Annotated in this window: 13 protein-coding genes and 1 riboswitch; of the genes, 5 read left to right on the top strand and 8 right to left on the bottom strand. The window is 66.4% G+C overall.

Annotation, left to right across the window (positions count from 1 at the left end; translation table 11 throughout):
* Positions 1 to 27 precede the first annotated feature (27 nt).
* The 6 genes from ABRP28_RS14015 to ABRP28_RS13990 all read right to left on the bottom strand — a co-directional run bounded on the left by ABRP28_RS14015 (position 28) and on the right by ABRP28_RS13990 (position 3,915).
* Positions 28 to 243: a CDGSH iron-sulfur domain-containing protein gene (locus ABRP28_RS14015; protein WP_350004091.1), complete on the bottom strand. Its 216-nt coding sequence runs from the start codon at positions 241 to 243 to the stop codon at positions 28 to 30.
* Positions 240 to 1,319, bottom strand: a complete 1,080-nt coding sequence (locus ABRP28_RS14010; protein WP_350004090.1) for a glycosyltransferase — start codon at positions 1,317 to 1,319, stop codon at positions 240 to 242. The genes ABRP28_RS14015 and ABRP28_RS14010 overlap by 4 nt, the downstream gene beginning before the upstream one ends.
* Positions 1,316 to 2,371: an iron-containing redox enzyme family protein gene (locus ABRP28_RS14005; protein ID WP_350004089.1), complete on the bottom strand. Its 1,056-nt coding sequence runs from the start codon at positions 2,369 to 2,371 to the stop codon at positions 1,316 to 1,318. Before ABRP28_RS14005 ends, ABRP28_RS14010 begins: the two co-directional genes overlap by 4 nt.
* Positions 2,372 to 2,441: 70 nt before the next feature.
* Complete coding sequence (locus ABRP28_RS14000) at positions 2,442 to 2,936, bottom strand: DUF4383 domain-containing protein (RefSeq protein ID WP_350004088.1); 495 nt, start codon at positions 2,934 to 2,936, stop codon at positions 2,442 to 2,444.
* Positions 2,937 to 3,066: 130 nt separating this feature from the next.
* The gene (locus tag ABRP28_RS13995) at positions 3,067 to 3,276 is read right to left on the bottom strand and encodes a hypothetical protein (protein ID WP_350004087.1); all 210 of its coding nucleotides are present in this window, start codon (positions 3,274 to 3,276) and stop codon (positions 3,067 to 3,069) included.
* Positions 3,277 to 3,372: 96 nt separating this feature from the next.
* Positions 3,373 to 3,915, bottom strand: a complete 543-nt coding sequence (locus ABRP28_RS13990) for a heme-degrading domain-containing protein (protein ID WP_350004086.1) — start codon at positions 3,913 to 3,915, stop codon at positions 3,373 to 3,375.
* Positions 3,916 to 3,988: 73 nt separating this feature from the next.
* Positions 3,989 to 4,128, top strand: a riboswitch (TPP riboswitch).
* 64 nt (positions 4,129 to 4,192) lie between these two features.
* Here ABRP28_RS13990 and ABRP28_RS13985 point away from each other — a divergent pair.
* Genes ABRP28_RS13985 through ABRP28_RS13975 form a run of 3 tightly spaced genes read left to right on the top strand, consistent with a single transcriptional unit; the run spans position 4,193 to position 7,169 of the window.
* On the top strand, positions 4,193 to 4,816 hold the full coding sequence (locus ABRP28_RS13985; protein ID WP_350004085.1) for an ECF transporter S component: 624 nt from the start codon (positions 4,193 to 4,195) through the stop codon (positions 4,814 to 4,816).
* Entirely contained in the window at positions 4,816 to 6,372 is a 1,557-nt protein-coding gene (locus tag ABRP28_RS13980) for an ABC transporter ATP-binding protein (protein WP_350004084.1), read from the top strand. The genes ABRP28_RS13985 and ABRP28_RS13980 overlap by 1 nt, the downstream gene beginning before the upstream one ends.
* Positions 6,369 to 7,169 carry an energy-coupling factor transporter transmembrane component T gene (locus ABRP28_RS13975; RefSeq protein ID WP_350004083.1) on the top strand — a complete coding sequence of 267 codons (801 nt, stop codon included), beginning with the start codon at positions 6,369 to 6,371 and terminating at the stop codon, positions 7,167 to 7,169. The genes ABRP28_RS13980 and ABRP28_RS13975 overlap by 4 nt, the downstream gene beginning before the upstream one ends.
* Before the next feature lie 13 nt (positions 7,170 to 7,182).
* Here ABRP28_RS13975 and ABRP28_RS13970 read toward each other — a convergent pair whose 3' ends face one another.
* Positions 7,183 to 8,076, bottom strand: coding sequence for a hypothetical protein (locus ABRP28_RS13970; RefSeq protein ID WP_374152859.1), 894 nt, complete (start codon positions 8,074 to 8,076; stop codon positions 7,183 to 7,185).
* Between the two features lie 178 nt (positions 8,077 to 8,254).
* On the opposite strand from ABRP28_RS13970, the gene ABRP28_RS13965 reads away from it, so the two are divergent.
* Together ABRP28_RS13965 and ABRP28_RS13960 are read left to right on the top strand one after the other, a co-directional pair.
* Complete coding sequence (locus ABRP28_RS13965) at positions 8,255 to 9,778, top strand: UDP-N-acetylglucosamine 1-carboxyvinyltransferase (RefSeq protein WP_350004082.1); 1,524 nt, start codon at positions 8,255 to 8,257, stop codon at positions 9,776 to 9,778.
* A 67-nt stretch (positions 9,779 to 9,845) separates the two neighbouring features.
* Positions 9,846 to 11,072: a glutamate--cysteine ligase gene (locus tag ABRP28_RS13960; RefSeq protein WP_350004081.1), complete on the top strand. Its 1,227-nt coding sequence runs from the start codon at positions 9,846 to 9,848 to the stop codon at positions 11,070 to 11,072.
* An 88-nt stretch (positions 11,073 to 11,160) separates the two neighbouring features.
* Here the strand turns inward: ABRP28_RS13960 and ABRP28_RS13955 are convergent, their stop codons facing one another.
* Entirely contained in the window at positions 11,161 to 12,870 is a 1,710-nt protein-coding gene (locus ABRP28_RS13955; RefSeq protein WP_350004080.1) for a DUF222 domain-containing protein, read from the bottom strand.
* Between the last annotated feature and the right edge of the window lie 94 nt (positions 12,871 to 12,964).

The raw sequence follows: 12,964 nt of genomic DNA, 5'->3' as shown, positions 1-12,964 counted from the left end.
CTATCTGGCGTTTGCAGGGTCTTTTGCTCAGCTTGACGGGGGTTCCGTGCGGAACTTGATCATCTTGTGCGTCCCGTCGCAATAGGGCTTGATGGCGGAGGCACCGCACCGGCACAGCGCCACGGTTTTGCGGTCACGGGGCACCGGTTCGCCGGACGGCGTGACGATCTCGAAGTCGCCGCGCACAATAAGCGGCCCGTCGGGGCAGACCACAATGGAGCTCTCGGCTGGTTCCTGGTTCATTTGTGCTCCTGCTCTGGGTTGCTGTGGTCATCTATACGGTCCTGGCGCCGGGTTCCTGCTCGTCTGCTGTGCCGCAGCCGAAGGTCGGCCTCCGAATGCGCGGCTGTCTTGAGGCGGGTCCCTGCGTAGGGCATGCCTCCGCTCAGCCGGAAGCCAAGCGCGATCCAGATGCAGACCGCGCGCTCCACACCCCACAGCGGGGCAAACCACACCGTGCTGAAGGGGAAGACCGTTGTGCCCCCGTTCCGCCGCCGTCCGGTCCCGGCGGCAACGGCGGATGCGGCTGCCAGCGAAAGAAGGGCGGCCACGCGGAGCCGCCCGGGCAGGCGCGCAGCGGCGAGAATTGCCGGAAGCAGCGCCAGTTCCGCGCCGAGCCTCCGCGGCTGGGCGAAATCGTCGTAGGCGTGGCGGACGCGTTGCTTCAGGAAATGCCGCGCCTTCGGCGGCCTCCGTGCCACGAACAGGTCCGGGACAACCTTCTCGCAGCCTCCTGCGGCCTTGATGGTCCGGATCAGCTCGAGGTTTTCGAACAGGACCCCGTCGTACCCCTCTGCCGCCACAAGGGTGCTGCGGCGCAGTGCCAGGGTTCCGGGAAAGTCTGCGGACCAGGCGCGGTTGATCAGGGTCCTCGCCGTATCCCACCGCGCGTGCCACGGCAGGCGGTCGAAGTAGTTCTGCGGCCTCACCACGTCTGCTGAGCTGAGGTGCTGGACGACGGCGGCGAGGGACTCGCGCGTGTAGCGGACGTCGTCGTCGGCAATGACCAGCAGGTCCGCCGTCGAGGCCCTTACTCCTGTCATCACCCCCGCCACCTTGCCGTTTCCGCCGCGGCCGGCGCCGGCTTTACCAGGGCGGTCATTGCCGATTGCGGCCATCGGCCGGAGATGCCGGACGGTGGGCGGAAACACCCTGCGGTGTTGCTCGAACAGGTCCGGCGCGGAGCCGTCCACCACCGTGACGGCAATCCAGTTCGTGAGGCGGCGGAGGTAGGCGGCCAGGTCCGGCAGGTCCGAATCATCCGTCCAGCGCAGGGGCAGGATGTACTCAGCCGTCTTGCCTGGCGCCGGGGCGTTCATGCCGCATCCAGCACTTCCGCCCGCAGCGAGGACACGCCGTTTTCCCAGGATTGCAGGATGTGCGAAGACAACCTGCCGTCCACAGCCATGACCGCAGTGGCGCCGAACAGGACATCCGCCAGGAGATGGGGTTCCGCCTCAACCAGCCCGCCCGCAAGGTCCCGGCCGGCGATCTGCTCGTGGACGGCGTCGGCCTCCACATGCTCGTCGAAGTAATGGGTGACCTCCGTATCGAAACCGTGCCGGCGGAAGCCCCTGCCGTAGAGGCGGTTGGGCTGGGACGAGGTCATCTCATAGATGGCCAGGTGTCCGGTGATGGCACCGCGCAGCCGACGGTTCAGGCCGAACAGCGACATCAGGTTCACGGCCGCGAGGGAGACCGCCGGGACGGCGTCCACGTAGGACCCGTACCCGTCATCCATTCCCAGGCCCCGCATGGTGCGGGCAAAAAGGGCGCTGTGCATACGCTCGGGCCGTCCGCCGCCGTACTCATCCGCCTGGATTTCCACCAGTGCCGCTTTGGCCCGCCCCGAGAGCCTCGGGATGGCGAAGGTGTGCGGGTCCGCTTCCTTCAGCTGGTAGATGGACTTGTGGATCAGGAATTCCTTGAGCTGGCCAAGGCTGGCCTGCTTGGCCACATACCGGGAGAGGCTGGGGCCGCTGTCGCGCCCGGCCAGGCCGAACAAAATGTCTGCCACTTCGTCGCTGGTGACACGGGACTGGGCAGGGAGTTCCAGATCCCCGGCGGCCGCCGCGGCAGCTTCCCGGAGCGCGGCTTCGAACGGCTTTTCAAGGAGCTGGCGCACCCGGACCAGTTCCGGCACCCACTCCCAGTCGTCGCTTACGCCCTCAAGCCCGGAGTAATGGAGCTCGTAGAGGCAGAAGAGCGTCAGCTGGAGGTCATCGTCGCCAATGATGTCCAGAGTTGCCGGAAGGTGGCCTTCCACCGTCCGCTGCAGCGCCGCCAGGGCGCCCTCATCGGTGCCCGGCAGCTCCGAGAGGGCGCTGAACAAAGCGGTGCTGACGGGACCCCTTGCTGTTGGGACTTTCATGATGCTCCTTCGGGTCTGGCGTGTAGCGGGTCCGTGCCCCCGGCGCTGGGGGCCCGGCAGGAGATGATGGTCAGCGGCGGCGGGTCCCGGGTGCTGACGAACTGGCGGTGCTGCTGGTGTCCGCTGCGGGAGCCGGCCCCCGGGCGAACATGATGGCCAGGGCAATCATCGCCAGGCCAAGAACCAGGTGGAGCCAGTTGTCCGCATGGTTCGCGGGGATGAAGTTCGCAGGGATGGGATCTCCCACCAGGAGCCCGTACAGCCAAAGGACCAGGTAGATGACGCCGCCGTAAATGAGAAAGTTCCGTGCCTGCGGGTGGGAGCGCGACATCAGGATGCCGGCAGCCCCAAAGAGCAGGTGGACGGCGTTGTGGAGGACGGACACCTGGAAGACCCCGAGCAGCAGCGCTTCCGATGCGTGGCCGGCCAGGCGGAGCGAGCCATGATTGGAGGTAACGCCGGGAATGAATCCCAGGATGCCGGCCAGGCTGAAAACGGCGCCCGTTCCGAGGGCAGCGTTCTGCAGGCCTGTGCGGGCGCCTTTCATGCGGATGCTGGCTGCCATGTGCTGTACTCCTCAAACGCTGGAGACAACATAGTAAGCATGATTACTAATAAATGCTAAGCAGCCTTTGTATTCTGCTGGGGCCGGGCGCCGGCGCGCTGAACCCAGGCTGCGCAGTGAACGCAGGCTGCTATCCTCCCGCGCCGTTCCACGCGTACGGGTTTGTGGGCGGGCCTCCGCGGCGGCCGTGCTCGTAGCCTTGTTGCCAGGATTTCCCGACGACGGCCACCAGTTCCGCAAGCAGCGGATAGTAGGGGTGGTCCGGGCCGATGAAAAGCATCTCGTCCGAGGCTTTGTCCAGCGCCGCCCGGACCTGGTTCTCGGATGCTGGACCGGTCACGACGCCCTCCTGGATGGAATACCCGCCACTCGGCTCGAATGTACTCCCGCCGCCCCGGGGGTGTCCATGCACGCGGGGGCGGCGACGGCGTACCCGTCAGTCCGCGCCGGCCTGCCCGAGGATGTCACGGAGGGCCTCGACAACCAGGTCATGGTCCTGCACTTGCGGTAAACCGGACACGGTGACGGTTGCCACGGCACCCACTCCGGTGACATACAGGGGGAAGGAGCCGCCGTGCGCGGCGTAGCGGGTCTGGTCGAACCAGGCGTTGTCTTCGATCCGTCCTCCTTGGAGCCTGGCGCGCAGCCCCACCAGCAGGGAAGGGGCCTCGTACCGGGCGGCGGTCCGCTTCTTGGCCCCGATCCAGTGCATGTTGTCCGGCGTTGCCCCCGGCAGGGCAACGTGGAAGAGGGCCTGCTCGCCCCTGCTGATGTCGATGGCGATGGGCAGCCCGCGTTCCTTGCCCAACTCCACCAGGAGCAGCCCCAGGTTCAGGGCGTCATCCATGGAAAAGCCGGGAAACTGCAACTCCCGGACCTCCGCCTCAATCCGGGCAATCAGTGCTTCCAGGGATCCCTCCGGCTGGGCAGCCTGGGAATCTGGATCGTACCCGGTCATATCTGGTGGATTCGCAGTCATGGCCCACAATCTACCCCTCCCTGCGGTAAACTGAACCACGCCCAACAGGGCGGATATTTCACCAAACAGAATCATTCAACGACAGGGGAGCGCCGCCGTCGGCATCACTGGCCATGCCAGGGACCGCAGGTGGGCGCTGAGAGTGCGGACAGCCGCAGACCCTCGAACCTGATCCGGTTAGTACCGGCGCAAGGGAGTCGAGTTCTCGAAGTGCGCGCAGCGGCAGCAGTGCCGGAAACCGCGCCCACTTTCCCCTCCTGTTCCTCAGGAGGACTACATGGCAACAACAGCAATCAAGAAGCCCGCCGGCAAGTCCTGGCGCGTCGTGGACATCGTGGTGGCGGCCCTCATCGCCGTCGCCGGCGGCGTCATCTTCTGGGCCTGGTCCCAGGGTGCCGCCGCGGTCTCCGGGCCCATGAATGCCGTCTACCCGCCCCTGACCGGCCTGATCGCCGGAGGCTGGATGATTCCGGCTGTCCTGGGCATGCTTATCATCCGCAAGCCCGGCGCTGCGCTCTTCTGCGAGACGGTGGCAGCCACCGGTGAACTGCTCATGGGCTCCCAGTACGGGGCGTCCGTACTGTTCTCCGGGTTCGTTCAGGGCCTTGGCGCGGAGATCATCTTCGCCATTTTCGTGTACCGGAAGTTCAACCTGCCCGTAGCCCTGCTGGCAGGCGCTGCCGCCGGTCTTTTCTGCGGCCTGAACGACTCGTTCGCACCGTGGGGCTGGAACATTGCCTACGCCGCCGGCGACAAGCTGGCGTACATCATCTTCACCGCCATCTCCGGCGCCATCATCGCCGGGGCGCTGTCCTGGGTTGCCACCCGCGGCCTGGCCAGGACTGGTGTCCTGAGCTCCTTTGCATCACGCAAGGCGGCAACGGAGCCTGTCTTCTCCTGATGGGCGCCCCTTCGCGGCATGAGGCATCGACCCCGGTGCGTCCGGCTGCCGTCACGGCCCGTGGCTGGGGCTGGCGCCATGCAGGGCGCACCAGGCCGGCCGTGCGTGCCCTCGACCTGGAGGTCCGCCCGGGGGAGCGGGTGCTTCTCCTGGGACCTTCCGGTGCCGGCAAGTCCACGCTCCTCCACGCCCTGGCAGGGGTGCTGGGGGACATAAACGACGACGGCGGCGACACCGGGGACTCCGACGAGACGGGCTCACTGCTGGTTGACGGCGCCGTGCCCCGGGAGCAGCGCGGCCGGGCGGGACTGATGCAGCAGGACCCGGAGACGCAGGTGGTCCTTTCCCGCGTTGGCGACGACGTCGCCTTCGGCGCCGAAAACCTTGCCGTGCCCCGCGACGCCATCTGGGCCCGCGTGCACGAAGCGCTGGACGACGTCGGACTTTCCCACCTGCCGCTGGACCATCCGACGTCGGCCCTGTCCGGCGGACAGAAACAGCGCCTTGCGCTGGCAGGGATCCTTGCCATGCGGCCGGGCCTGATCCTGCTTGACGAGCCCACAGCGAACCTGGACCCGGCCGGTGTGCTGGAAGTCCGCGACGCCGTGGGCCGCTGCCTGGACAAAACCGGTGCCACGCTGGTTGTGGTGGAGCACCGGGTGGCTGTGTGGAAGGACCTGGTGGACCGGATCGTGGTGCTGCAGCCGGGCAGCGCCACCGATGATGCCGTGCTGCTTGACGGCCCTCCGGACCAGGTGCTCGCCGAAGCCCGGACCATGCTGGCCGCGGCAGGCGTGTGGGTGCCCGGGTACGTTCCGCAGACGCGGGCCCGGTCAGCAAGCCCGGCCGCCCCCTCCGGAGCCCTGCTGCTGGCGGCCGAGAAACTTGCGGTCTCTCGCGAACGCCCCCGCCGCAGCGGCTTTCGGAAAATACCCCCGGTCCCCGTCCAGCAGGACATTTCCGCGCAGGTCCGGGCCGGGCAGGCGCTGGCCATCACGGGTCCCAACGGTGCGGGCAAGTCAACGTTTGCGCTGACCCTCGCGGGGCTCCTGGAGCCGGTGGCAGGCAAGGTTTCCGCAACCCTGGAGCTCAGCCGCGGCGCCGGGATTGACCCTTACGCCTGGAAGGCCGAGGCGCTCATTGAGCGGATCGGTACCGTGTTCCAGGAACCCGAGCACCAGTTCGTCACCGGGAGGGTGCTGGATGAGCTGCTCTTCGGCCCGCGGCACCTTGGACACGGGGAAGAACGCGTTGACGAGCTGCTGGAGCGTTTGCGGCTGACCCACCTCGTGGACGCAAACCCCTATACGCTCTCCGGCGGGGAGAAACGGCGTCTCTCCGTGGCCACCGTGCTGGCAGCGCATCCCCAGGTGCTGGTGCTGGACGAGCCGACGTTCGGCCAGGATGCGAACACCTGGGCGGAGCTGGCCTCGTTCCTGTCCGAGCTTTTGGATGCCGGCACCGCAGTGGTGTCCGTAACCCACGACGCCGAGTTCACGGCCGCGCTGGGTGGCACTGAGCTGCGCATGGCTGCCCCGGAACCGGTGGCGCCATGAGGCAGGAGCTGAACCTGCGCGGCAACCAGGCCCTGCTGGCCCGGGCCAATCCCCTGAGCAAGTTCGCCGCCGTCTTCCTCATCACCGCCGTACTGGCCCTTTCGATCGACTGGGTTTCCGCATCGGTGGCGCTGGCTTTCGAATTCCTGCTGTTCCCTCTCGCTGGCCTGACGGTGACGCTGCTGTGGCAGCGCGGCTGGCCGCTGATCCTTGCCGCGGCCGTGGGAGGCTGGAGTACCTCCATCCTGGCTCCGGACAGCGGAAGGACGCTGATCGACGTCGGCATCTGGACCATGAGCGAAGGCTCGCTGGAGCTGGGGGTGGGCTTCACCCTGCGCGGGCTGGCCATCGCCCTTCCGGCCGTGCTGCTGATGAGCTGCACGGACCCCACGGACCTCGCCGATGCGCTGGCGCAGAAGGCGCGCCTTCCGCACCGCTTCGTGCTGGGCACGCTCGCGGCCATGCGGCTGGTGGGCCTGATGGCGGAAGAGTGGCAGACCATAGGAATGGCCCGGCGGGCCCGGGGTGTGGGTTCCCGGGGCAGCGCAATGCAGCGGTTGAAGGCGACGTTGGGGCAGAGCTTCGGGCTCCTGGTCCAGGCAATCCGCCGGGCGTCACGGCTGGCCGTGACCATGGAGGCCCGCGGTTTCGGCGGCGGACGCCGGACGTGGGCGCGTGAATCCACCTTCAGCGCGCTGGATGCCTGGGTGCTAGCCGGGGGCGTGGTGATGGCGGGAACAGCCGTGATTGCAGCCGTGTCCCTCGGAACATGGAACATGGTGTGGCTGGGAAGCTGACACCTGCACCGGTCTAAAGGCAGGAATAGTTGTAGTCGAACCCCCTGGATCCGAACTGGGCCAGCACCACCTTGCCGCCGGCGGTCAGGGGCTCCTTGGAGCAGGCGTCCGCCGCGCCGGAGGCGTTCAGCGATCCCGCCAGCCAGCTGGGCAGCACATAGAGATTGCTCGAGCTGCTGACCGTTCCAACAATCCGCTCCCACTGTTGGCCGGTCGAGTAGATACCCACCTTGGCCCCGATGCTGTGGAAGAAGTCCGTCATGCCTTCCAGGACTGTCCGGTTGGCGTCTTTGTCGGTGCGGGACCAGCTGTTCTCCGTTTCGACGTCCAGCCACCAGAAGTAGCTGGCGGGGTGGCTGATCCCGCGGAGGTACGCGTCGTCGTAGGCCTTGGCATAGCCGTACATGTAGGCGCAGGCCTTGCCGTAATCCCCGTCTTTGCAGGGACCGTAAGGGTTATGGACCACCTGCCCGGCCGGGTATTCGTCGCTTTCGGGCCACCAGGAGCCGGCGGTGCCTGGATTGGCGGTATTGACGTACAGGGAGACGGTGGGCTGGCCGGGGTGGCCTGCGGAATCCTCTGCCCACCTGAGCTGCTCGTCCAGGCAGGGATTCGTGGTGTTGGCCAGGCCGTTGTTGACGCCCACAATGGCAAAAGCCTGGTCCATGGGAAAATCGCCGTTGCACTGCGGCCAGGAGATGTCATTCCCCAGAAGCGACTGCTGCCCCTCGCCGGGTGAGGGCGCGGCGTGGGCGGGAGTGCCGGCCATCAGGAGCAGCGCGGCCAGAAGGAAGCCCAACATGACCGGCAGGGCCCGTGTATTCCTGGCGGGTGATGCCCAGTGCGGCTGTGCCCTGCCCCGCAGTCTTCTGCTTGGCGACGCCTCGCTGGCTGGTGTGCGGCGCATGTTGCCTCCGTTGCCGCTGGACGAAGGGATCCTCCTCCAGTGTCCCGCCGGGGGCCGGGGAGGTCAAGGTGACCAGGAGTCCGCTTCTATCGCATGAAACGGGTAAGGCTTCGCCCATTGCTCCTGTCAATTGCCTGCGAATCCTCCCCTCTAGCTCATTTATGATATAAAATTGACTATGACGCAGGAAACCGCCGAACACGTTGCCGCCATGTTGAGAGACGCCCGCAGTGAGAAGGGCTGGACCCAGGGCCAGTTGGCTTCCGAACTGGGCACGAGCCAGAGCGCCGTTGCCCGGATGGAGCAGGGCAAGCAGAACCTGAGCCTCAAAATGATCCACCGCCTCGAGGCGATCTTCGACAGGAGCATCGTAAACGTGGGCAAGCCGCAGATGACCCACCTGCGGGTTGAGGGCGGCCACACCCTTTCCGGTTCCGTGGATGTCAACAGCAGCAAGAATGCCGGGGTGGCACTGCTTTGTGCCAGCCTGATCAATCGGGGAACCACCATCCTTCGCCGCCTGGCGCGCATCGAAGAAGTGAACCGGATTGTTGAGGTCCTGACCAGCATCGGCGTGGAGTGCACCTGGCTTAACGACACCGACCTGCAGCTCCGGCGGCCGGCCGTGCTGAACCTGGAAGCCATGGATGTTGACGCTGCGCGCCGCACGCGGAGCGTGATCATGCTTCTGGGCCCGCTGCTGGACGAGTCGGCCAGGTACCGTCTCCCGTATGCGGGCGGCTGCGACCTCGGCACCCGTACGGTTGAGCCGCACATGCAGGCGTTGCGGCAGTTCGGCCTCTCAGTGGAGGCCACCGCGGGCTTTTACAGTGTGCAGGCCCCGCCCGCAGACAGCCGGGACCGGTCATTCGTGCTTACAGAGCGCGGCGATACTGTCACCGAAAACGCCATCATGGCAGCAGCCCACCGTGAGGGTACAACCGTCATCCGGAACGCCAGCCCCAACTACATGGTGCAGGACCTTTGCTTCTACCTGCAGATGCTGGGCGTGGAGATCGAGGGGGTGGGCACCACCACCCTGAAGATCACGGGGCGCCTGTCCATCGACGCCGAGATCGAATATTTCCCGTCAGAGGACCCCATCGAGGCCATGAGCCTGATCACCGCAGGCATTGTCACCAATTCAGAGGTGACCATCCGGCGCGTGCCCATTGAGTTCATGGAGATTGAACTCGCAACCCTGGGCCAGATGGGCCAGGAGCTGGAGATCTCCGGCGAGTATATGGCCCGGAACGGCCGGACGCGCCTGGTGGACGTCACCACCAAGCCTTCGGAGCTGCACGCTCCGGAGGACAAGATCCACCCCATGCCGTTCCCCGGACTCAACATCGATAACCTGCCCTTCTTCGCCGTCATCGCAGCCAACGCCCAGGGCCAGACCATGATCCACGACTGGGTCTACGAAAACCGGGCCATCTACCTTACGGAACTCAACCGGCTGGGCGCCCAGGTGCAGCTGCTGGACCCGCACCGGATCTATGTCAACGGACCCACAAAATGGCGTGCGGCCGAGGTGGGCTGCCCGCCTGCGCTGCGTCCGGCAGCCTGCCTGCTGCTGTCGATGCTTGCTGCGCGGGGAGTGTCAGAGCTGCGGAACATCTACGTCATTGAGCGCGGCTATGAGGACCTGGCGGAGCGGCTGAACGCCATCGGTGCGAAGGTGGAGTACTTCCAGGACTGACCTTTCACGGTTCGTCATGAAAGGCGGATCAACTCCAAAATCTTCCTGCCTGCCGCAGAATGACAGTATGCGTACATTCGGCGTCGAGGAAGAGCTCCTGATTGTTGACCCGGCAACGGGGGAGCCGCTTGCACTGGCCGATGCCCTGCTGTCCGGGCACAGGATGGCCGCCGATGATGCACCGGATGCCCATGCGCTGGAAACCGAAGATAAGACCGTTTACGACGACGACGAGATGGGTTTGAGTGCCGAGCTTAAGCTTGAGCAGATCGAGACCCAGACGCGGCCCTGCCTGGAGTACGGCGTACTGCTGGACCAGATCCGTGCCGGCCGGACGCTTGCTGACCGGGCTGCCCAAAAGAACGGTGCCCGGGTTGCGGCGCTTGCCACCTCCCCCTTGGCTTCCACCAGCCATACGACGCCGGACCCCCGGTATGCCCTGATGCTGGAGCGCTTCGGCCTCACGGCGCAGGAGCAGCTCACGTGTGGCTTCCATGTGCACACGTATATCGAATCGCCGGAGGAGGGCGTGGCGGTCCTGGACCGGATCCGGGACAAGCTTGCCGTGTTGACCGCGTTGAGCGCGAACTCCCCGTTTTGGAACGCTATGGCGACGGGCTTCGAGAGTTACCGGACGCAGGCCTGGAACCGCTGGCCCACGTCCGGACCCGCGGGGATCTACGGGACCTACCCCGCGTACCGTCGGGTTGTCACGCGGTTGCTGGACAGCGGAGTGATGCTGGACGAGGGGATGCTCTACTTCGACGCCAGGCTTTCCCGGAATCACCCCACTGTGGAAGTGCGCGTGGCCGATGTCTGCCTCCGGGCCGAGGACGCTGCGCTCATCGCGCTCCTGGTCCGCGCACTGGTGGAGTCGGCCAGCCGGGAGTGGCGGGACGGCGTGGACCCTGCGCCGGTGCCCACTGTGCTGCTGCGGATGGCTGCATGGCAGGCAAGCAGCAGCGGGCTCAGCGGGGAGCTTTTGGATTTCGGCACGTTCCGGCCGGCCAGGGCCACGGATGTGGTTCGTTCGCTGGTGGATTATCTCGCGCCCGTCCTGGACGAGCAGGGAGAGCTCGCGATCGTCCGCCAGGGTGTGGAGGACATCATCGCCCGTGGCACCGGGGCAGCTGAGCAACGCCGGGTCCGGGACAAGGCCATGGCAGGTCCTCCGCCCGAAGATCTCGGCCTGGGCGCCGTTGTGAACCACGCAGTCAACATCACCATGCGGGGTGCCCCCGACCTCGCGGAAGTGGAAGCTGCTCCGGACCTGCTGCGCGTCCGGCAGTCCTAGGCAGCCCTGGGCAACCTTGTGCAGCCCTGGGCGTCAGCCGATTCTGGTCTGTCCTGCAGCCCTGGTCTGTCCTACACCGTGGCCTGACCTAAAGAGCCGAAAGGGACGCTTCCAGCCATAGGTGCCACTTCGGGAACGGGTCGTTGGGGAGTTCATCCTCCGTGGGTCCGGGGTCTTCCGGCAGGTCCACGTCTGGCGGATCGAAGTCATCGGGCGGGTCCACGTCCTGAGGCATCCCAAAATGCTCAACAAAGCCCTGGAGGTCCCTGCCTTCGAACGCAGACAAAACCGGTTGTCCTGGATCCGGCTGCTTTGCAGCACTCCACATGTCAGTAACCCAGCCTGGCCAGTGGGGTGGTTCCCAGTCCTGGTGTTCGCTTTTGTAGTGCCGGCCGGTGGGTGAGGTCCAGCCGGGCGGTTCATTTTTGGTGGCCGGTGTTGGTATCCATCCGCTGGAATGCCGAAGTTTGTGGTGCTTCGGGCAGGGCTGTCCGAGGTTGCTGATGCCGGTGGTCCCGCCGTGCTGCCAGGCCAAAAGGTGGTCTGCCTCGTTATCCAACGAGTTGTTGTTGCAGCCGGGGAAGGAGCATTTGCCGTCCCGCATTCGCAGCCAGTCACGCATGGCTTTGGTGACCCGGTAGCTGGTCCGGCCGATCTCCAACGGGGCCCCGTCCCTCGGATCAACCAGGACCCGATGGAACGAGGCGGCACCATTCGCGACGAGTTCCCGGGCCATGGACGCCGGTACCGGACCGTGCCCGTCCAGCATCGCGGGCTCATCCGTCAGTCCCATGAGGGAGAATACCGGCACGGTGACGAGGACCTGCGCCCGGATGGACGTGCCCTGGTCTGTGCCCGAGCCTGTGCTGCTGTCGCCAGGGCCGGTGCCGGAGCCTGTGCTGTCTTTGCCGTGGGTGCAGTCTATGTGGCCAGCGCCGCTGGTGAGGCCCGCGGTGGCGAGGACGTCTGCGCGGAGCAGGGTGAGAGTGCGCGCCTCGTTGGGGCTTTGCATTCCCCGGGAGAGGGCGGTGAGCCGGTTCCAGATCGCCAAGCCCTGGTCAGCGGGTAGGTAGGCCGAGAGCCAGGCCTTGCCATCCTGGCCAGGTGCGTACCCCACCCGGCGCTCCGCCACGCCCTTGGCGTGGCGCTTCTCCAATGATTCGGGATGGTGGCGTTCCCGCCAGGTCCTGGCTTTGGCCCTGAACCGGTACGCCGGCATCTCCCCGATCGTTGCCGCTCCGGGCGGTCTGGGTGTGTCCGGATCCAGGAAGTGGGCCTCCAGGGCCGCGGCGCCTGCGGGGTCAAGCGTGGCAGCCTCCTCCGCCATCCCCCGGGCATGCGCCCAGGAAATCGTCCCGGACCCTAACGCGGCAAGGGTCCGGGGCAGGGACGTGGTCAGGGCGTGGGACTCGGCCAACAGCGCACTGGCGGCCCGGTCACCGATCACCAGTGCACATCCCACCTCGGCCACCAGGCTCCGCTCCTGTGCCGCGGCCTCATGCGGCGAGGACGGCGGACCGTTCAACAGGCCCGTGGCGGCAGCGAGCACCTGAACCGCCTGCGCCTTCAACGCCGCCAGCCTCGCCTCCGATCGCGCCACTCCCGCCAGAACCCACAGTGCCCGGTCAGCAACCCGCTGCAACGGATCATCCAAAGCAGCAGCAGGACTTGGGGTGGCTTCGGGGCTAAGCCCTCCGGCGTCAACCGCAGCGTCCCTGCCATCCAATACAGCAGCTAACGCAGCGACGGCAGCCACAACGGCTGCCTCCGCCTGCTCAACCGCCGGGTCCGTTTCCATAAGGACATCATCCTGCGGGGGTCTGACAAAAAGGACCATACGGCAGGGGCTGTGGATAACTAGTGGCCTGCTGGATATCCACGGCCCTGGCGGC

Source organism: Pseudarthrobacter sp. WHRI 8279 (genome assembly GCF_040224115.2).
In the GTDB taxonomy this organism is placed as follows: Bacteria; Actinomycetota; Actinomycetes; order Actinomycetales; family Micrococcaceae; genus Arthrobacter.
Note: the sequence above shows the minus strand (reverse complement) of the source record. Positions and strands in the feature narration are given on the sequence as shown.